We start from the raw sequence: 19,231 nt of genomic DNA, 5'->3' as shown, positions 1-19,231 counted from the left end.
TTTTTTTTACAGTGTATGGAAGACAATTTAATACCGGAATAGCTGCAAGAAATTGTTAAAAATTATATTGAATGCTGCTCTTTTTCCTTCAATATAAGAAAAAAATGAATGTAAAACTAAAAAACAGTTTATGACATATTATCCGTATCAAAAGAAAAATCGTTTGAATCTAAAAGCTCCCGTTCAATCTCTTCCATTTGAACAATATCCCATGCCTCGCATTCTGTAGGCGTAAAATTCAACATTTCAATCAAATCGTTCTGTTCAAAAACAGCCTCAATATTTTTATTCATTTCACAAACCAGAAAAGAAGCATTTTTATCGTAAAAACTTTGTTGCAAATCAATAATCTTTTGCGCTATATTGCCGTCAATATCTTGAACATTGCTTAATTTTAAAATTAGATTTTTGATAGGCGCCTGAAGATATTGTTGACATGCAGCAGCTAATTCATCAGCCATATTGTCATAAATATTGGGTTCTTCAGGGGTTAAAACGGTAAATTTTTCCTTGGTATCAATTTTGACTTTCATAAAAAGACTTTCTAAACATTTTGTGAATAAGTTGAAAGCAACTTTGATCAAAAATATTCGTTATAATTGTATAAATCCAAAAAGTTTATGGATAATAATTTTTCAGCCCAGGTAAAAGAAATCATTTCATTCAGTCGCGAAGAGGCTTTGCGGCTCGGGAATGATTTTATTGGCACAGAGCACTTGTTATTAGGCTTAATTAGAGATGGTGAAAATCTTGCTATAAAAGTGTTGAAGCAATTGAATGTTGACCTTTATGAATTGCGGAAAGAAATTGAACTGGCCGTGAAAGATAAAACAGGAAAAAACATTGCCAACATTAATAGCTTGCCTTTAACCAAACAAGCCGAAAAAGTAATTCGCGTAACCGTTCTGGAAGCCAAAGCATTAAAAAGTCCGTTGGTAGAAACTGAACATTTACTCTTAAGTATTCTAAAAAATAAAGAAAATATTGCCACACAAATTTTAAATCAATTTGATGTAGATTATGATATTTTCAAAAATGAACTGGGAATGGTAGGTACCAATTCTTCAGCGCCGCCCCCCAAAAACGAATTTTCAGATGAAGGGGAAGATGACTTTGATGATGAAAAGCAAAAAGCTTATCAGCAACGTACTGCCAAACCGGGTAATGTAAAAAGTAAAACGCCGGTATTAGACAATTTTGGACGTGATATTACTAAATTGGCTGAAACTAATTCTTTAGATCCAATTGTAGGCCGTGAGGCTGAAATTGAAAGAGTTTCGCAAATCCTATCTCGCAGAAAGAAAAACAATCCTATATTAATTGGCGAGCCTGGTGTAGGTAAAACAGCCATTGTAGAAGGTTTAGCATTGCGTATTGTACAACGAAAAGTGAGTCGGGTATTATTTGATAAAAGAGTGGTATCGCTCGATTTAGCTGCATTGGTAGCAGGTACCAAATACAGAGGTCAGTTTGAAGAGCGCATGAAAGCCATTATGAATGAACTCGAGAAAAACAGAGATGTGATTTTGTTCATTGATGAAATTCATACCATTGTGGGTGCAGGCGGTGCCAGTGGTTCATTAGATGCCTCAAATATTTTTAAACCTGCCCTTGCCCGTGGCGAGTTGCAATGCATTGGTGCTTCTACTTTAGATGAGTACAGGCAGTACATTGAAAAAGATGGTGCTTTGGATCGCCGCTTCCAAAAAGTTTTGGTTGAGCCACCTAGTGTTCCTGAAACCATTATGATTTTGAACAACATTAAAAGCAAATATGAAGATTTTCATAATGTAGTGTACGATGAAGAAGCTATTGATTCTTGTGTAAAATTGAGCGATAGGTACATGACAGACCGGTTATTGCCCGACAAAGCGATTGATGTATTAGATGAAGTAGGTGCAAGAGTACACTTGAAAAACATCAATGTTCCTGAGGAAATTGTTGAATTAGAAAAACAAATAGAAGAAGTTAAAAACGAAAAAAATCGTGTTGTAAAGAGTCAACGATTTGAAGAAGCAGCCGCTTTACGCGATAAAGAAAAACGTTTGGGTGAAGAATTGGAAAAAGCTAAACTCATTTGGGAAGAAGAAAGTAAAAATAAACGGTACCCAATTGGCGAAGAAGATATTGCTGAAGTAGTAAGCATGATGACCGGTATACCTGTTAAAAGAATGGTTCAAGCTGAAACTGATAAACTTCGCCGGATGGCAGAAGATATGAAGGGAATGGTAGTAGGGCAGGAAGAAGCTATTAGTAAAGTGGTAAAAGCCATTCAAAGAAATAGAGTGGGTTTAAAAGATCCTAAGAAGCCTATTGGAACGTTTATATTTTTAGGACCCACCGGCGTTGGTAAAACAGAATTGGCCCGTTCATTAGCCCGTTATATGTTCGATTCGGAAGATGCATTGATACGCATTGATATGAGTGAATATATGGAGAAATTTACCGTGAGCCGTTTAATTGGTGCACCTCCGGGCTATGTGGGTTATGAAGAAGGTGGCCAGCTTACAGAAAAAGTGCGTCGTAAACCCTATAGCGTTATTTTACTGGATGAAATTGAAAAAGCGCATCCCGACATTTATAATATTTTATTGCAAGTGTTGGATGATGGACAATTAACAGACGGATTGGGTCGCAAAATTGATTTTAAGAACACTTTAATTATCATGACCTCCAACATTGGTGTACGGCAGTTGAAAGATTTTGGAAGCGGAGTTGGTTTTGCTACTGCAGCTCGTATTCAGAATGAAGAAGAGAATAATAAAGCTGTTATTGAAAAAGCATTGAAGAGAACCTTCTCTCCAGAATTTTTAAACAGAATTGATGACGTGGTTATTTTTAATGCATTGACCAAAGAAAACATCTTCAGCATTATTGATATTTTGATGAAGGGAGTGATGAAGCGTTTGGTAAATTTGGGCTTCACACTTGAATTAACTGATGAAGCAAAAGAATTTATTGCAGAAAAAGGTTATGATGTACAATACGGCGCAAGGCCATTACATCGTGCCATTCAAAAATATCTGGAAGATCCTTTAGCAGAGGAAATATTGAATATGCATGTAAAAAGTGGAGATGTTCTTATTGCTTCGCTCGATAAAGAAAATGGTAAGATTGTATTTGAATTAAAAAGAGCAGCAGAAGAAGAAAATGCAAAAGCATAAATAACTATTTTTATTGTTGAAGCTTGAATGAATATAAGGTTGTCTCAGAAGAAATTTGAGGCAGCCTTTTTTTATTCGGTAAAGAGATGAAGAAAGTTTTCATTTAAGCTATTCTCAAACGTTTCCTTTTACTTTTGCGAGCTTTTCTTTTTATTGCAAAAATGCATTCATCGCTACCGTTGGTTTGCCTGTGTTGTCAAAAGCACCTAGTGTATAACCTTGCCAGTTGTTGTAACATTCCGGCTCCCAGTAAAATACGCCAATACCTTGTTGATTGGGCAAAGAGCGAACTTTTTGAATTAAATCAGTTAAAAATTGTCTGCAAATATCCGGTTGTGTTACCGGCATACCTGCTTCACATATCATTACTGATGTGTGGTATCTGGCAATCATATCATTCATATTGGTAATGCATTGCAAATTATAGGAAGCCCAATTCGCGGTATCAGGATATAATGACATACCAATGATATCCCATTTAGCGCCATTTGCGTGCAAACCATCAAACAGCCAGCGGAATAAACTGTTATTATATCCATTTGATACATGTACAATGACTTTAATATTTGTATTAAAGCTTTTTACCGCAGTATATCCCGATTGAATCAATGCTGCAAACTGATTCATGTGGGTAGATGCCCGGCCGTCTTCCCACAACATTCCATTGTCTACCTCATTTCCTATTTGTACCCAGGTGGGGGTAATGTTTTGTTGTTGCAAAGCTTGTAATACCTGGGTGGTATAAGTACCTAATGTTGTTACCAGTGAGGGAAACGATAAGTTTAACCAGGTGGCAGGTTTGGGTTGTTTACCCGGATCAGCCCAACTGTCACTGTAATGAAAATCGAGTAAAATTTTCATACCGGCTTGTTGGGCTCTTTTTGCTTTGATGATAACATCATTCGTATTGCACCAACCGTTGGTTGGGTTCACCCATATTCTTAAACGAATAGCGTTAATGCCTTTTTGTTTAAGCAATGTAAACAAATCTGTTTTCGTTCCGGTAGAATCATAAAAGTGAATGCCGGCTGCTTCCATTTCAGTAACCCAGCTTACATCAGCCCCTTTAAAAAAATGGGTTGTGTCATTAGAAGTAATAATAATGTTTTGTTTATTTTTAGAGCAACCCCAATAGCCACAAAAAGCTATTATCGTGATAAATAAAAAGATTTTTTTCATCGCATACTTATTTTGTACCCCATCTATAAGTGTTTATATGTAAGCCTGCAATATCTAATATCCTGTGTACTACCGATGCTGCAACGGCTTCAATAGTGGTGGGTTGATGATAGAATGAAGGAGTAGCAGGTAAAATAATTCCTCCGGCCAAGGTAATGGTTTCCATATTTCTGATATGGATTAAATTGTAAGGTGTATCGCGAATCATTAAAATTAATTTCCTTCGTTCTTTCAATATTACGTCTGCAGATCGGGTTAATAAATCATCACTTACGCCTGCTGCAATTCTTCCCATTGTACCCATACTGCAAGGTGCAACAATCATGGTATTGAATTGTGCCGATCCGGAAGCAAATGGTGCATTAAAATCATGCTTTTCATAATATTGAAAGGGGTATTGTAAATAACTGTTATTGCCCAATTCTGTGTTCCAAACAATTTTGGCATTATTACTCATTACTATCCCTACTTCTGCAATTTGGGTTTGCAGTGCCACCAATTTATCTAACAATAATTTAGCGTAAATAGCACCACTGGCTCCCGTAATAGCTAATATAATTTTGTGTTGCATAGATTTCTTTGCTGGAATAACAAAAGTAAACCTTAAAGGTTAAATATAACCGGCACACAATTTTACTTATTGCAGTAGGTTTATTTCTTTTTCATAGCCTTCGTCAATCAACAAATTTTTGCCATCTGCGGCAGCTGTAGCCAGCGCATCGCAACGGTTATTCCATGGATTATCGGTGTGGCCTTTCACCCATTTAAATTGAATGTTGAAATGTTTTGAAAGCTGATGGTATTGTAACCATAAATCTTTATTTTTTTTTCCGCCTTTAAAGTCGGTCTTAATCCAGTTGTCTAACCATTTTTTTTCTACACTGTTAACAACATATTGGCTATCTGTATAAATAATAACCGGAATGTGTTTTTTGGTGAGTGATTGCAACGCAACAATAACAGCCATTAATTCCATTCTGTTATTCGTTGTTAGTCTGTACCCGGCTGATAGTTCTTTTTTATGTGCACCCCAAATGAGTATAATACCATAACCACCCGGCCCGGGATTTCCTCTGGATGCACCATCAGTATAAATGGTAATTGTTTGGGTAGTTTGCATGGCGTAAACATACAGAGAAATGCAGAACATTTTCTGCGCAACAATAAAAATAATTTATGCAGGCAAATAGTATTCACCTTTCATGTACACAACCGCTTTACCTGCTATGCTAACCCGGTTATGCATCATTTCGCACCACAATTTACCTCCGCGCTTTGACAATTGTTGAGCGGTCATGGCATTTTTCCCGAGTTTATGATGCCAATAGGGAATTAAAGTTGCATGCGCTGATCCGGTTACAGGATCTTCGCCAATGACAGAATTGGGTACAAAAAATCTGGAAACAAAATCGCTTTGTTTACCCTCAGCAGAAACAATTACACCTAAGGTATCAACTGTGTTGAGTTGATTGAAATTGGGTACCAATGAAAGTATTGTGTTTTCATCGGGATATATGAGCAAAAAATCTCTTGATTTCCATACTTCTAGTGGTGCTATATTAAATCCATGTAACAAACCTTCCGGAATTTGTTCGGTTTTAACTGGCATGCGAGAGGGAAAATTCATCACCAGCAAGGTGTTTTTCTTTTCTACCATTAATCTGCCACTTTTACTTTCAAAGTGTATGGTATGCTTTGCTGTTTTTAATACATTAAAAATAACACATGCTGCAGCCAGAGTAGGATGGCCGGCCAAATCAATTTCCATTTCCGGTGTAAACCACCTGATTTCAAAAACATTTTCTTTCTGAACAAAGAAAGCTGTTTCAGATAAATTATTTTCCATGGCTAATTGTTGCATGGTATGGTCTGGTAGCCAAGCTTGCAGCGGACAAACGGCAGCCGGATTGCCGCCAAATAAGGTATCGGTAAATGCATCTACCTGATAAATGGGGTAAGCTTTCATGGAATGATATTATACTTGAAAAACACCTGTTTTAAATTCAGGAATATCGGCATTATGATTAGCAGCTTCAATACCTGCGGCAATGTAATGCCGTGTAGCAATGGGGTCAATTATTTCGTCAACCCATAACCTTGCTGCTGCATAATAAGGGGTTGTTTGCTGATTGTATTTTTCTTTCAAATCATTCAATAATTTATTTTCTTCTTCTTCGGTAATGGTTTTGCCTTGGGCCTTTAATGTGGCTACTTGAATTTGAAGCATGGTTTTAGCGGCTTGTTCGCCACCCATTACCGCTATTTTGGCACTTGGCCAGGCATAAATAAACCGTGGATCATAAGCTTTTCCGCACATGGCATAATTTCCGGCGCCATAACTATTACCTATAATAATGGTTATTTTGGGTACAACGGAATTGGCAACCGCATTCACTAATTTGGCACCATCTTTAATTATGCCACTATGTTCGCTTCTGCTACCCACCATAAAACCGGTAACATCTTGCAAAAATACGAGTGGTATTCTCTTTTGATTACAATTCATGATAAAACGAGCAGCTTTATCGGCACTATCATTATAAATAACACCACCCATTTGCAATTCGCCTTTTTTGCTTTTTGTTATTAAGCGTTGATTGGCTACAATTCCTACACTCCATCCTTCAATTCTGGCATAACCACAAATAATGGTTTTGCCGTAATCGTTTTTAAATGGTACAAACGAGCTGCCGTTACCCAATTCATTCGCATCAACTATTCTTTCAATAATTTCGTGCATATCATACGGCTTGGCATTGTCAACCGGCATAATGCCATATATTTCATCCTGATTTTTAAACGGTAGTAAAGGTTTCATTTTATTAAAATCTGCCTTTGGGAAGTGCCCCATTTGTTGCACTATTCTTTTAATATGATCTAAACATTCCTGTTCAGTTTTAAACCGATAATCTGCTATTCCGCTAATTTCGGTATGCGTAATGGCACCGCCTAAAGTTTCATTGTCAATTACTTCTCCAATAGCTGCTTTTACCAAGTAAGAGCCTGCTAGAAAAATAGAGCCATTCCCTTCAACCATCAATGTTTCATCGCTCATAATAGGCAAATAAGCACCGCCTGCAACACAGGCACCCAGTACTGCTGCAATTTGTGTGATCCCCATGGCACTCATCTTAGCATTGTTTCTAAATATGCGGCCAAAATGTTCTTTGTCGGGGAAAATTTCGTCTTGTAAAGGCAAATAAACGCCGGCACTATCTACCAGGTAAATAATGGGTAACTTATTTTCCATGGCTATTTCCTGCAACCGTAAATTTTTTTTTCCGGTAATAGGAAACCATGCACCTGCTTTTACTGTTTGATCGTTGGCAACGATAACGCATTGACGGCCACTAATTATCCCAATTCCACCTACTGTTCCTCCGGCCGGACAACCGCCTTCATCTGCGTACATTTCCCATCCGGCAAATGTGCCTAATTCTATAAATTGTGTGTTTTTATCAATTAAATAGTCAATGCGTTCTCGGGGCGATAGTTTATTTTTTTGGTGTTGTTTTTCAACTGCTTTTTTTCCACCACCCAACCCTATTTTTTCTTTATTTTTTTTTACTGCGCTGTTGAGCAGTTTCATCCAGTCCTCATTTTTGTTAAATGCAATATCTATCATACGAACAATTGTTAGTATTACAAAAATAGGGAATTGTTATGGTAAGTGCTTAATCGGGTAAGGATTGATTGATGGATTGTTTTAAAAGGTTATATATAATATCATTGTTTTGGATGGTGAATTGGTGGAAAATAGCCTTATTTGTTGTTGTTTGCCCCAATGAAGTTGCATATATTGCATACATACATCCCACAAATCCACCGGCAACTTTTGTACTTAATGGCTTTGCGTTTACATGGTTTTTTAATAATTGCCATTCGTTAGGCCGGGTAGCAAAGTAAAAAGTATAAAATGCATTGTCTGTTTCAATTTTAAGTTGAAGTGGTAAACCATTGAGCGCAATTTTTTGTGATGTCATTAAATGCATTTGTAAGGTATCTGCATTTTCATTTGCTTGATATAGTTGAATAACCGGTTGATGATTTTCCACCGACTGACATAAGTAATAAAATGCATGTTCATTTTGAAAAATGAGCAGTCCGGCTTTTTCATTTTCTTTTTGTGTAGAAAAACTCAGTGTGGTGCTGCCAAAACCTTTTAAATGCGTTTGCCGCCATCCTAAAAAAGAAGGATTAGCCATACCGCTACAAGTACTTGGTTGTAGTTGTATGGCAATACCCAATTGAGTGAATTGCCACCATTGTTGTAAAGGTGTTCTTAAAAACTGCCAGCTAAGGTTTAAAGCATTTGTTTGAAACGAGTCTGTAAATGTATTGTTGCCATTATATTTTTGTTGATAGGGTTTATTGAAAGTGGGTGTAATAGGATATTGGTATTTTACTAAATCATCATGCTGTGTAATAATTGGCCAATCATTTTCCCATTTTACGGGTGCCATAAATGTTTCTCTGCCTGTGTTATAATAATCATCTTCATAAGGCCTGCAACCTAAAAATACTGCAAACCACTCACCATTCTTTGCTTGTGTAAAATCTGCATGTCCGGTTGTGGTAATGGGGTTAGGGCGATTAGGATTTAACTGGCGTTGGGTTAATATGGGATTATTTGCGAAAGGTTCATAGGGGCCATCTACTTGTTTGCTTCTAAAAACAACCTCGGAGTGTTGATAAGCAGTACCACCTTCTGCCGCTATTAAATAGTAAAATCCATTTTTTTGAAATATATGCGGTGCTTCAATCCAAACCGGTTTTTTTGAAAGATCTGTACCTCCGTTTATGAGAATTTTTTCATATCCAACTGTTGCTAAATGCTGAATATCGAATTCTATTAATCTGATGGTTCTATGGCCATCATACAATGGTTGATTATTGGGTGCAACGCTATTGTACACCAAATAAGTTTTGTTGGTAGTGGTATCAAAAAATAAAGATGGGTCAATGCCATTTACTTGCGGCAATGCAACCGGGTTACTCCATGGCCCTGCCGGATTTTTTGAATGAATAACAAAATTCCCTAACCTGTCAATGTAAGTACACACGATATAAAAAATTCCGTTGTGATAGTTGATGGCCGGCGCAAATAAACCTCTTGAAACACCGGCACCGTTCAAATTAAGTTGTTCGGGTCTGTTTAAAGCAAATCCAATTTGTTCCCAATACACCAAATCTTTGCTATGAAAAATGGGCAAACCCGGAAAATAAGCAAAGGTTGAATTGGTGAGATAATAATCGTTGTTTACTTTACAAAAAGAAGGGTCGGGATAAAATCCTGATAAAATTGGATTGACAAAATGATTAGTAGCTTGGCTATAACCGCTACATACAATAGAATGCATGAAGAGTATTAATATTATGTATTTTTTCATGAGGTGAATTTTAAAAATGAATAACATCCCAATAGGCTTTTTTGGGCTGGTAATCGGCATCAAACAGTAATGGATAATTTTTCCTTCCTGGCACCGGATAATGATCTAACCAGGTAACTTTATCTGTTATATTCCAAAATGTAACGCCGGTTATATATTTTTTATTTTTTCTGAATACATCAAAAACCATTTTGTATTGTTCTGCCTGTTTATTTTCGATTGTTGTTGTATATATATCAATATCTTTATCTGTTTTTTTTCTAACATTTTTCTCCCAAGGATAAATAGAAATATCTAATTCAGTAATCTGTACCTGTAAACCTAAAGCTGCAAAGCTTTGAATGGTTGATTGTAATTCATGTTGGGTAGGTTCGTAAATACTCCAATGCCCCTGTAATCCTACTGCCATTACCGGAACGTGCAGGGATTGTAATTTTTTAATTAATTGAAGTACCCTTTCTCTTTTTTCCGGTCTTTCAGTGTTATAATCATTATAAAACAAAATGGCATTAGGGTCGGCTTCATGAGCATATTCAAATGCTTTAATAATATAATCTATACCACATATTTTAAACCATAATGAATTGCGAAGAAAGTGGGTGCTGTCATCATCAATGGCTTCATTCACTACATCCCAGGCATACACTTTTCCTTTGTATCGATTTACAACTGTAAAAATGTGTTCCTTTAATCTTTTTAAAAGTTCTGTTTTAGATACCAGTTTTCCATCTTTGTCTTTAAAAATCCAGTCGGGTGTTTGTTCATGCCAACATAAATTATGACCGCGAACTTTTAAATGATGTCGTTGTGCAAAATTAACAATGGCATCTGCTTCTGTAAAATTGTATTCATTTTCTTTGGGGTGTATGGGCCCCATTTTCATGGCATTTTCAGGTGTTAAACTATTGAATTGTGTTAAAATAAATGATGTATCGCTGCTCATGATGTTTTTGGCACTTACCGCTACGCCAATGGGGAAATAGTTTTTATAATAATCTTTTAAACCCAAAGTAGTTTGTGCATCAGCACTCCATAAACTCCCGAATATAAGGGTAGCGAGAAGTAAAAATTTTTTTTTCATGGTAAAGCATTCATTGGTAAAAAAGTAAATAGTAGTTTAATTCTTGTTTTGTTTTTCTTTAATGTAGGCTGCAATTGTTTTTAATGGTACTACCCAGATTGTGTTTTCATGTGCTTTTAAGTATTGTAATAATTCATGATGTGCACCTATGCTAACATTCAAACTATGCTCGCCACCAACCCCATGAAATAAAAATACCAGCAAAGCATGTGTTTGTTCAGCCTGTTTAACCAATTCAATCATATCTTTTCCCGATTGGCCATTCATGGTGTAGCATCCAATGTTGTATAAATTAATTTGTTGAATACTTTGCATAGCCGGTGTTACACCTCTGGCTGCAATAAAATATTTGTGTAAGGGTGCTAAATAATCGGTGTCATGTATTTTGGTATCGCCACATGGGTACGCAAAGGTTCTGGTGTTCTCGCCATCAATAGCCACTAATAAATTATTCATGGCTAAGATTTCATTTTCCATTCTTTTTACGGTGTAATTAGTTAAATCATAATCAGGCGTTACAAAACTTCTGCCGGGTAATCTTCCATTGCAGGGATGCCAAATGGTATGGTTGCCTAATTCATGTCCTTCAGCAGCTGCTTTTTTCCATTGTGGTATTTGTGCATTTAATCCATTAAAATAATCTGAAATATAGAAGGTTGCTTTAAGTTGAAATGAATCTAATGTAGGTAATACATGATTGATATCAATATTTAATCCATCATCGTAAGTTAGCACTACTGCACAATTTTTTTTGTTCCAGGTAGTATCTGTTTGAGCAAACAGAATACAGCTAAATAATACCAGCGTTAGCGATAGCTTGAGTTGTTTCATAATTTTTTTATTGATCTGTTCTGAAAGGAGATGCCGGCAATCCTTCCACGTTATATAAATTGGCATCTCTTGGATTGTTTGCCCATGCATACCTAACATATACAGGTTTAGAGATTTTTTTGTTCCAAACCATAATTGCATTATTGATAATTTTAGCATTCGCCTTAACAAAATGTTTATTTACACCTGCTATCTCAAAACAATTTAATGGCTCTCCATCAATAGAAATTAATCCTCCGCCAATTTGCGTAAAATGCAACAGGATAGAATCTCCGTTTATTTCTGCTTTTTGAAATATAGGGCCTGAATAAACAATATTGTTATCGTGGTAGGCTATTTTTTCAGCAGATAATGCAGCCCTTATACCTACTTCTTTCTTTTTAGATGGGTGTATATCATTCCATTCACCTAAATCAATGGTAATTACCATGCCTGTGTTTGGAACCGATAAGGTTTTTAACTGTGCCTCTCTCACCATTGCCCAATTACTTTCTGTTGGTACATTTTCAACGGGTCCGTAATTGGGTAATTGCACATATATAAAGGGCAAACTATTTTGTAGAAATTGTTTACGCCAATCCTGAATCATAGTAGGTAAAAGTTGCGCATATTGTTCTGCATTTGAGGTATTGCTTTCGCCCTGATACCATAATACCCCTTTGATACGATAATTAATCATGGGTGCAATCATTCCATTGTATAAAGCAGTAGGTTGGTATGAAATAGAAAAATAGTTAGAAGTAATTCTTTGATTAGAAGGAAGAGCAAACCCTACCTTGTACAACCAATTACCCTTTAAATCGATTGTATCATTATTGGCTGATATATAGTAAGGCTTATCTGTTACAAAGCCCCCTTTTCCATATAAACTGGTAATTTTAACCACAATACTATTGTTGCCTGCTTTTAATAAGTGCGGGGGTAAATAATAATACCGTTGAGGATATTGGTAGCCGGTTTTGCCAACTAAAACGCCATTAAAGTATGTTTCATCTGCGTCTACGATTCTACCTAATGCTAATTGCCCAGGTGTACCGGTAAAATTTTCCGGAAGGCTTATATTTTTTCTATACCACACAATGCCGTATACGTTAGGTATACTTTGATCGTTCCAAAAACCGGGAACATTGATATTGTGCCATTCTTTTGGAACATAATTACTATCATACCATCTTATATTTTCAGTAATGCCCTTATCATTGGCTAACATGGCTTGTATTGAATTATTTGCCAAATTATTGGCGTTTACTATTTTATTAATATATGCGGTGTCTTTATTTTTTTGTATTAATGTATGTATTGAAGTAAAGGGTTGTAATGCAGTAGCACTTATCCAGGCTTCAATAGGTGTACCACCAACACTTGCATTGATAATGCCGATCGGAATATGATATTTTTCAAATAATTTCCTGGCGAAGAAATAAGCTACTGCAGAAAATTGGCATAAATTATTTCCGGTAGCGGTTTCCCATTTGCCCGATTGGTAATTGGTATTTTGATCAACTAAATTGGCATTTTCAGGTACTAAAAATTGCCTAATTAAAGGGAAATCATCATTTTTAATTTCATTGGCATAGGTATAAAGGTGAATGCCCAATTGGTGTGCCATGTTGGATTGGCCGGCGCATAACCAAATATCACCAAAATAAATATCTTTTAAAATGAATTGGTTATGACCATTTATCTGCATTGTATAGGGGCCGCCTGCCTTCATGGAGGGTAACAGAATTTCCCATTCTCCTTTCTGATTGGCAACTGTTTTAAATTTCATTGAAAGCATACGAAGTTGAATGCTTTCTCCGGGCGTGGCCCATCCCCATATTTTAACAGGTACATTTCTTTGCAATATCATACTGTCACCAACCAATTTGGGTAATGTTACATTCCCTAATGTCGGTTGATGTATACACAGTATGAAGTATGAAAAAATGGAAATGAGGTATTTCATTTTAATATTTTTTTGATTCTGGTGGTCCCAGATAACTTTCTTTTAAACCACCCAGATCAATCACTAATTTTTGAAGCACCACGCCTGTGTTAATTAATGTATAAGTTATTTTATGTAATCCGGGTTGTTGAAGATGGTGGCCGGTTGTTTTAATAATGATATTATCTGACACCCATTTGCCCCATTCCTTTGGATTATTGTCGTTTTTATTGATGGATATAATTTGAGGTGTTTCCTGATCAATTGCAATTGCATATTTTAGTCCTTCATCATGGTGGATGTTTAATGTGGGAGAGAAGTATGCATTTATTTTTATACTACCAGTGTCTGTTGCATAAAAATAATATACTAACGTAGTGGCATTGGTGCCTGTATTTTGTTGTTGTGCCGTTACTGGAAATGCAGTAATACCACCGTTTGTTCTACCGATATATGAAATTTTTTGCCAGTGCATACCATTAGTTTGGGTTTGCTCTGAAAAATGTACTGCTTCTATTGAAACATATCCATCTTGTTCCATGAAATAATTTTTATTTTTTGAAGCAATGCTATTGTTTAAAAATTTTGGCTGAATTTGCTTTGTGTTTTTTTCTGATTGATGATGGGTACTATCCGAAAATGGTGTTAAATAAATTTCCGGCAGTTTATTGACCGGCGGTTGTTGCCAGTAGGTATAGCCAATATGTGTTTGATCCATCATGTGATTCCATTTTCCATTGGATAGCTCGTGGTTGTAATAATTGGCCATCAACGAATCTTTTTTGAAAAAATAATGAACACTATCGCCATATAATTGTGCTATTTTACTGTTGTTTTGATTGGCATACCATCTGTTTTTTGCGGCTGCCAAATACATCTTATTCAAATTGGCGCTTGCTATTACCGGATATAATACTAATTGATAAAATGCATCCTGATATTTTTGTGGCAACAGCTGATTAATTTTTGTTGCTTCATTTTCAATTTGAGTGTATTCATCTACAATTCTTTGGAACTCATGATAATGTATCAGACTATAAGTTTCCGGTGACAATAACTCCGGTTTTCTTCTGCTATTATATTGTGCATATTTAATTAAGACGTCTGCAATTTTATTGGCATATTTTTTTCCAAATTGCTGTGTAGCCCATTGAACATGATATTGTAATATTTTATCTGCATCCCATTGGTGCGTATTCCATGCATAATCTAAAAAAAAGCTAATGGGTAATTCCATTGGTTTTATATCTCCAACGTTTACAATCCATATTTTTCTAACATGGTATTCATAGACCAGATGCATTTGTTCCCAAACTCTTGCAATATTATTGGTATTAATCCATTTGTAATTTCTTGGGTCACCTACGTAATCAAAGTGGTAATAGATGCCATAACCTCCGGTTCTTCCTGTATCAGAAAGTTTTGGTAATCTTCTAATATTGCCCCAGTTGTCATCACACAATAATAATGTAACATCATCGGGTACACGCATGCCTTTATCATAATAATCTTGCACCTCTTTATACAATGCCCAAACTTGTGGCGTTTCTGCTGCAGGTAGATGTGTTACTTCTTCTATTATTTTTCTTTGACGTGCTACTATTTTTTCTAATAATGCAGTAGCGGTACCGGTCGTCATCGGTTCATCCCCATCACCACGCATACCAATGGTAACAATGCTTTCGTGATGATCCATATTCTCGATTCCTTTTTTCCAAAACGAATCTAATACCGCCTGATTGGTTTGGTAATTCCATTCACCATGCCCATATCGTTTCCATTCCTGTTGGGCCCGCATCATGGGTTCATGATGCGATGTACCCATAACAATTCCGTATTGATTGGCCAAAATTGGATTGAGTGAATCATCATCATTGAAAGCGTTGCCCCACATGGCAGGCCATAAATAATTTGCTTTTAATCGTAATAATAATTCAAACACTTTCTCATATACATGATGATTAATACCGCCAAATTTTTCTTTTGCCCAGTCGGAGAATGCAGGTGCTTCATCATTAATAAAAATACCCCGGTACTGAACTGAAGGAGAGGGGAATGTATAAACTCCGTTTTTTATAAAAATATTTTGGTGTTTTACAATAGGTACATCTGCCCACCAATACCATGGTGAAACACCCATTTGTTTTGAAAATTCAAAAACTCCGTATGCAGTTCCGCGTTTATCGCTTCCGGTAATGATGAATGCTTTTGATACATTTTTAAAAGGTTTTTCAACTGTTTGTAACTGAAAAGCTTCCCATTGGTTATTAATGGCATCTATATTTATTTGATGAGATTCTTTTAAACTGTTGATAGTTGTTGAACCTTTTATGCTTCCAATTATGATTAAATTTCCTTGTGCATGTTGTAAATCATGTGTAAGTGCAATATTTCTGCCAATCACTTTTTCTAAATCAGATTGCAACAAAGCTGCTGATTTTTGCACCAGCCAGTCATCTATATCATCGGTATAAATTGACAGGTTTTGTTTGGGGGCCGTTATATTCCAGGTATTTTTCTGATTATTGAAAACAATGAACGATTGAGCAAATATTTCATGCGCACATCCGATGAATAAAATAGTAGCTATTATTTTTTTTATCATAGCATCAAATTTTTTGGGATTAAAAACCAATTGAATTTCCCCCATCAACTGGTAAAATGGTTCCGGTAATGAATTTTGCAGCATCTGATGATAGGAATAAAGCTGCCGCAGCAATATCTTCAGGCTTTCCTAAAACGCCAAGAGGTGTTCTTGAAAGTACCTTTTGCATTCTTTCTTTATCGTTATTTAGTGCTTTGGCGCTCATTTCAGTAGCTATAAATCCGGGTGCTATACAATTTACACGTATACCCATTGGCGAAAGCTCTACTGCCATTGCTTTTGTAATGCCTTCAATAGCAGCTTTAGATGCGGTATAAGCAATCACTTTTGGAATGCCATATTGCGAAGCCATTGAACTAATGTTGATAATATTGCCATTTTTTTCAGACAGCATATGTTTAACCACTGCTTTAGAAAGTGCAAATACCGCTGTTACGTTTGTTGATAGTATATTTTCAAATTCTTGGTGCGTAACTGATATAAAATCTTTTTTTAAATTAATTCCTGCATTATTTACCAAGGTATGAATGGGGCCATATTCCATTATTAGTGAATCTGTTAATTGCGAAATTTTTTCAAACTCTGTCAGATTAAATGCTATGGGAATACATAATTCGCCTAGTTTTTCTTTAGTTGCTTGCAATTTTTTTACATCTCTGCCAATAATAATGGTTCGTATGCCATTTTGAATGAACAATTCAGTAATTGCTAATCCTATTCCGGAGCCACCACCGGTAACGATAGCTGTTTTTAAAGGTTTGTTGTTAGTCATGCTAATTAAATTATTTTTTAGTGTGTTTTTTATTTAGGTTCCGACAATACTAAGTGGGGTATGTTTTTTAAGAGAAGATTCCCGTATAATTAAATCAGAACGGATAATAATTGTATTGGTGAGTTGCAGGTTTTGTTCGCCTTTTAAATGAGCAACCACTTGCCTGGCGGCTATTTCACCCATTTCAATACCCGGGTAATTAAATGTAGTAATTTTTGGCTCAATCAACTTACTAATGGCGTCATTGTTAAAACCTACTATGGCAATATCGTCTGGAACTACAATGCCATTTTCTTTTAATGTTTGAATAAAGACAGCTGCAGTAAAATCATTTGTAATGAAAACACCATCTGGAATTTGTGTACATTGTAATAATTGATATGCTGCATTACGGGCAGCTTCCTCGCTCAGGTCATTAATAATAACTTGTTTTTTTTCGAAAGGTAAATTATGTTCAGATAGGGCTTTTTTGTAACCCTGATATCGTTGTGCATACACATTTCTGTTTAAGCTTGCAGTTATGTGTGCTATGCGTTTGCAGCCCTGGTCAATTAAATGTTTGGTTGCCTGATATCCACATTTAAAATTATCAATTACTACAACAGTGCTATTATCGGTTGGTTCAACCCGATCGAAAAATACTATCGGAATGCCTTTTTTATGAAAAGGTTGGTAATGATCGAGATTTTTTGTGTCGAATGCTAATGATGCAATTAATCCATCTACGCGTTTATGAAATAAGTTAACGGCATTAGCGGCTTCTTTTGTATAGCTTTCTGATGAGTGTGCAATAATAATATCATAACCGGCTTCTGAAGTTACTTTTTCAATTCCTGCTAAAACGGAAGTAATAAAATTACTGTTTAATTCATGCACAATTACCCCGATGGTACTGGTTGATTTTTTACGAAGACTGCCTGCAAAAGTGTTGTATTGATAGCCAATTTCTCCGGCAGTTTTGAATACTTTTTTTTTGGTAAGCTTGTTTACAGCCGGATGGTCTTGTAAAGCTCTGCTTACAGTTGAGGTAGAAATGTTCAACTGCCTGGCAATATCATATATGGTAACATCTTTTTTGGGGGTCATAATTGCAATCGGTTGCGTAAATTTCTATATTTTGAACCAATTGACAAATTTTTATTTTTTTGAAGATGCTCTTACAATGAGTTCGGATCTTAGAATAACAATATTTGTTGTGCCGATATCGGCTATGCCTTTGAGGTGATTGATGAGGTTAGTGGCCGCAATTTGCCCCATAACATAGCCCGGGTAATTAATAGTAGTTAAATTAGGTTCTACTACTTTGCTGATGGGGTCGTTGTTAAATCCGGCAAACATAATGTCGGTAGGAATTTTATAGCCATGTTGTTTTAAATACAACATACAATAAGTGGCACAGGTATCGTTTGCGGCAAATACTGCGTCTGGTTTTTGAGTAAGCGAACAAATGTACTTTCCTGCTTCTGTACCTGCTTCATCGCTTAAATTGCTGAATCGTATCAGATTTTCGTGAACAGGTAGGCCTGCTTTTTTTAATGCTGCTTTATAGCCGGCTAATCGGTCGGCATATACATTGCGGGTAATATTTCCTCCCAAATGCATAATGCGTTTGCAACCCTGCTCAATCAAATGCGTAGTTATTTCAAATGCTGCTTTAAAATTATCGATCGAAATGCTCATGCAGTCAGATGTAGCCATTGTCCTGTCAAAGTAAATGATTGGAATTTTTTTCTGTAGAAAAGCGTTGAAGTGGTTTACGTTATTTGTATCTGATGCTAATGAAACCAGCACCCCGTCTACGCGGCTGTTGAACATGGTAATGGCGTTTGCAGCTTCTTTTTCGGTACTTTCCAGCGACTGACTGATGATAAGGTTATAGCCTTCTTCATTGGCAATACTTTCAATGCCTGCAATTACCGTTGACATAAAGTAGCTGTTCAAACGGGGTATAATTACACCGATAGTTTTGGTTTGTCGTGTCCGCAAATTACTGGCAAACATATTACTGCGGTACCCTAATGTTTTTGCGGCTTCTATAATTTTTTTCTTTGTTTTTTTGTTGATGGCAGGATGGTCTTTTAATCCGCGGCTTATCGTTGCCGCCGATAAGTTTAAATACCGTGCTATATCATATATAGTAACTTCTTTTTCAGGGGCCATGTTCAATAATATATAATTAGTAAGCGATACAAAGTAATTCTAATTTTTTTTAAATTTTTTTTGCAATCGGTTGCATTTTTTAAAATTCTTTTCTATATTCGTTTTGTCAAACGAATGCTTTT

The 19,231-nt window shown here is 36.0% G+C and carries 15 protein-coding genes; 1 reads left to right on the top strand and 14 read right to left on the bottom strand.

Annotated elements, in window-relative coordinates; translation table 11 throughout:
- Positions 1-128: 128 nt before the first annotated feature.
- Entirely contained in the window at positions 129-533 is a 405-nt protein-coding gene (locus A0F92_RS06225; RefSeq protein ID WP_068242982.1) for an STAS domain-containing protein, read from the bottom strand.
- Between the two features lie 87 nt (positions 534-620).
- On the opposite strand from A0F92_RS06225, the gene A0F92_RS06220 reads away from it, so the two are divergent.
- Entirely contained in the window at positions 621-3,164 is a 2,544-nt protein-coding gene (locus A0F92_RS06220; protein WP_068242981.1) for an ATP-dependent Clp protease ATP-binding subunit, read from the top strand.
- A gap of 150 nt (positions 3,165-3,314) precedes the next feature.
- Here A0F92_RS06220 and A0F92_RS06215 read toward each other — a convergent pair whose 3' ends face one another.
- The 13 genes from A0F92_RS06215 to A0F92_RS06155 form a co-directional block, all read right to left on the bottom strand.
- Positions 3,315-4,343: a glycoside hydrolase family 53 protein gene (locus tag A0F92_RS06215; protein WP_068242979.1), complete on the bottom strand. Its 1,029-nt coding sequence runs from the start codon at positions 4,341-4,343 to the stop codon at positions 3,315-3,317.
- 7 nt (positions 4,344-4,350) lie between these two features.
- Entirely contained in the window at positions 4,351-4,914 is a 564-nt protein-coding gene (locus tag A0F92_RS06210; RefSeq protein ID WP_068242975.1) for a UbiX family flavin prenyltransferase, read from the bottom strand.
- 66 nt (positions 4,915-4,980) lie between these two features.
- Complete coding sequence (gene rnhA, locus A0F92_RS06205) at positions 4,981-5,463, bottom strand: ribonuclease HI (RefSeq protein ID WP_068242971.1); 483 nt, start codon at positions 5,461-5,463, stop codon at positions 4,981-4,983.
- A gap of 54 nt (positions 5,464-5,517) precedes the next feature.
- Positions 5,518-6,309 carry a PhzF family phenazine biosynthesis protein gene (locus A0F92_RS06200; RefSeq protein WP_068242968.1) on the bottom strand — a complete coding sequence of 264 codons (792 nt, stop codon included), beginning with the start codon at positions 6,307-6,309 and terminating at the stop codon, positions 5,518-5,520.
- Positions 6,310-6,318: 9 nt separating this feature from the next.
- Entirely contained in the window at positions 6,319-7,968 is a 1,650-nt protein-coding gene (locus A0F92_RS06195; RefSeq protein WP_253810225.1) for an acyl-CoA carboxylase subunit beta, read from the bottom strand.
- A 49-nt stretch (positions 7,969-8,017) separates the two neighbouring features.
- Positions 8,018-9,733 carry a glycoside hydrolase family 43 protein gene (locus A0F92_RS06190; RefSeq protein ID WP_068243004.1) on the bottom strand — a complete coding sequence of 572 codons (1,716 nt, stop codon included), beginning with the start codon at positions 9,731-9,733 and terminating at the stop codon, positions 8,018-8,020.
- Between the two features lie 10 nt (positions 9,734-9,743).
- The gene (locus A0F92_RS06185) at positions 9,744-10,814 is read right to left on the bottom strand and encodes an endo-1,4-beta-xylanase (RefSeq protein ID WP_068242965.1); all 1,071 of its coding nucleotides are present in this window, start codon (positions 10,812-10,814) and stop codon (positions 9,744-9,746) included.
- A gap of 36 nt (positions 10,815-10,850) precedes the next feature.
- Positions 10,851-11,645 carry a polysaccharide deacetylase family protein gene (locus A0F92_RS06180; protein WP_068242962.1) on the bottom strand — a complete coding sequence of 265 codons (795 nt, stop codon included), beginning with the start codon at positions 11,643-11,645 and terminating at the stop codon, positions 10,851-10,853.
- Between the two features lie 7 nt (positions 11,646-11,652).
- Positions 11,653-13,593, bottom strand: a complete 1,941-nt coding sequence (locus A0F92_RS06175) for a sialate O-acetylesterase (RefSeq protein WP_068242960.1) — start codon at positions 13,591-13,593, stop codon at positions 11,653-11,655.
- Position 13,594: 1 nt separating this feature from the next.
- Complete coding sequence (locus tag A0F92_RS06170) at positions 13,595-16,177, bottom strand: glycosyl hydrolase 115 family protein (protein WP_253810223.1); 2,583 nt, start codon at positions 16,175-16,177, stop codon at positions 13,595-13,597.
- Between the two features lie 19 nt (positions 16,178-16,196).
- On the bottom strand, positions 16,197-16,949 hold the full coding sequence (locus tag A0F92_RS06165) for an SDR family NAD(P)-dependent oxidoreductase (protein ID WP_068242957.1): 753 nt from the start codon (positions 16,947-16,949) through the stop codon (positions 16,197-16,199).
- A gap of 33 nt (positions 16,950-16,982) precedes the next feature.
- Positions 16,983-18,035, bottom strand: coding sequence for a LacI family DNA-binding transcriptional regulator (locus tag A0F92_RS06160; RefSeq protein WP_068242954.1), 1,053 nt, complete (start codon positions 18,033-18,035; stop codon positions 16,983-16,985).
- 51 nt (positions 18,036-18,086) lie between these two features.
- A complete protein-coding gene (locus A0F92_RS06155; protein WP_068242951.1) occupies positions 18,087-19,109 on the bottom strand; it encodes a LacI family DNA-binding transcriptional regulator in 1,023 nt (340 codons plus the stop codon).
- Positions 19,110-19,231 lie beyond the last annotated feature (122 nt).

Source organism: Hydrotalea flava, assembly GCF_001623405.1.
GTDB lineage: Bacteria > Bacteroidota > Bacteroidia > Chitinophagales > Chitinophagaceae > Hydrotalea > Hydrotalea flava.
Note: the sequence above shows the minus strand (reverse complement) of the source record. Positions and strands in the feature narration are given on the sequence as shown.

Bases quoted from the DNA above. Each gene is read 5' to 3' on its own strand.
- rnhA (WP_068242971.1), bottom strand. From the start codon at position 5,463: ATGCAAACTACCCAAACAATTACCATTTATACTGATGGTGCATCCAGA.
- A0F92_RS06180 (WP_068242962.1), bottom strand. From the start codon at position 11,645: ATGAAACAACTCAAGCTATCGCTAACGCTGGTATTATTTAGCTGTATT.
- A0F92_RS06210 (WP_068242975.1), bottom strand. From the start codon at position 4,914: ATGCAACACAAAATTATATTAGCTATTACGGGAGCCAGTGGTGCTATT.
- A0F92_RS06225 (WP_068242982.1), bottom strand. From the start codon at position 533: ATGAAAGTCAAAATTGATACCAAGGAAAAATTTACCGTTTTAACCCCT.
- A0F92_RS06185 (WP_068242965.1), bottom strand. From the start codon at position 10,814: ATGAAAAAAAAATTTTTACTTCTCGCTACCCTTATATTCGGGAGTTTA.
- A0F92_RS06160 (WP_068242954.1), bottom strand. From the start codon at position 18,035: ATGACCCCCAAAAAAGATGTTACCATATATGATATTGCCAGGCAGTTG.
- A0F92_RS06195 (WP_253810225.1), bottom strand. From the start codon at position 7,968: ATGATAGATATTGCATTTAACAAAAATGAGGACTGGATGAAACTGCTC.
- A0F92_RS06170 (WP_253810223.1), bottom strand. From the start codon at position 16,177: ATGATAAAAAAAATAATAGCTACTATTTTATTCATCGGATGTGCGCAT.
- A0F92_RS06165 (WP_068242957.1), bottom strand. From the start codon at position 16,949: ATGACTAACAACAAACCTTTAAAAACAGCTATCGTTACCGGTGGTGGC.
- A0F92_RS06215 (WP_068242979.1), bottom strand. From the start codon at position 4,343: ATGAAAAAAATCTTTTTATTTATCACGATAATAGCTTTTTGTGGCTAT.
- A0F92_RS06190 (WP_068243004.1), bottom strand. From the start codon at position 9,733: ATGAAAAAATACATAATATTAATACTCTTCATGCATTCTATTGTATGT.
- A0F92_RS06155 (WP_068242951.1), bottom strand. From the start codon at position 19,109: ATGGCCCCTGAAAAAGAAGTTACTATATATGATATAGCACGGTATTTA.
- A0F92_RS06200 (WP_068242968.1), bottom strand. From the start codon at position 6,309: ATGAAAGCTTACCCCATTTATCAGGTAGATGCATTTACCGATACCTTA.
- A0F92_RS06220 (WP_068242981.1), top strand. From the start codon at position 621: ATGGATAATAATTTTTCAGCCCAGGTAAAAGAAATCATTTCATTCAGT.
- A0F92_RS06175 (WP_068242960.1), bottom strand. From the start codon at position 13,593: ATGAAATACCTCATTTCCATTTTTTCATACTTCATACTGTGTATACAT.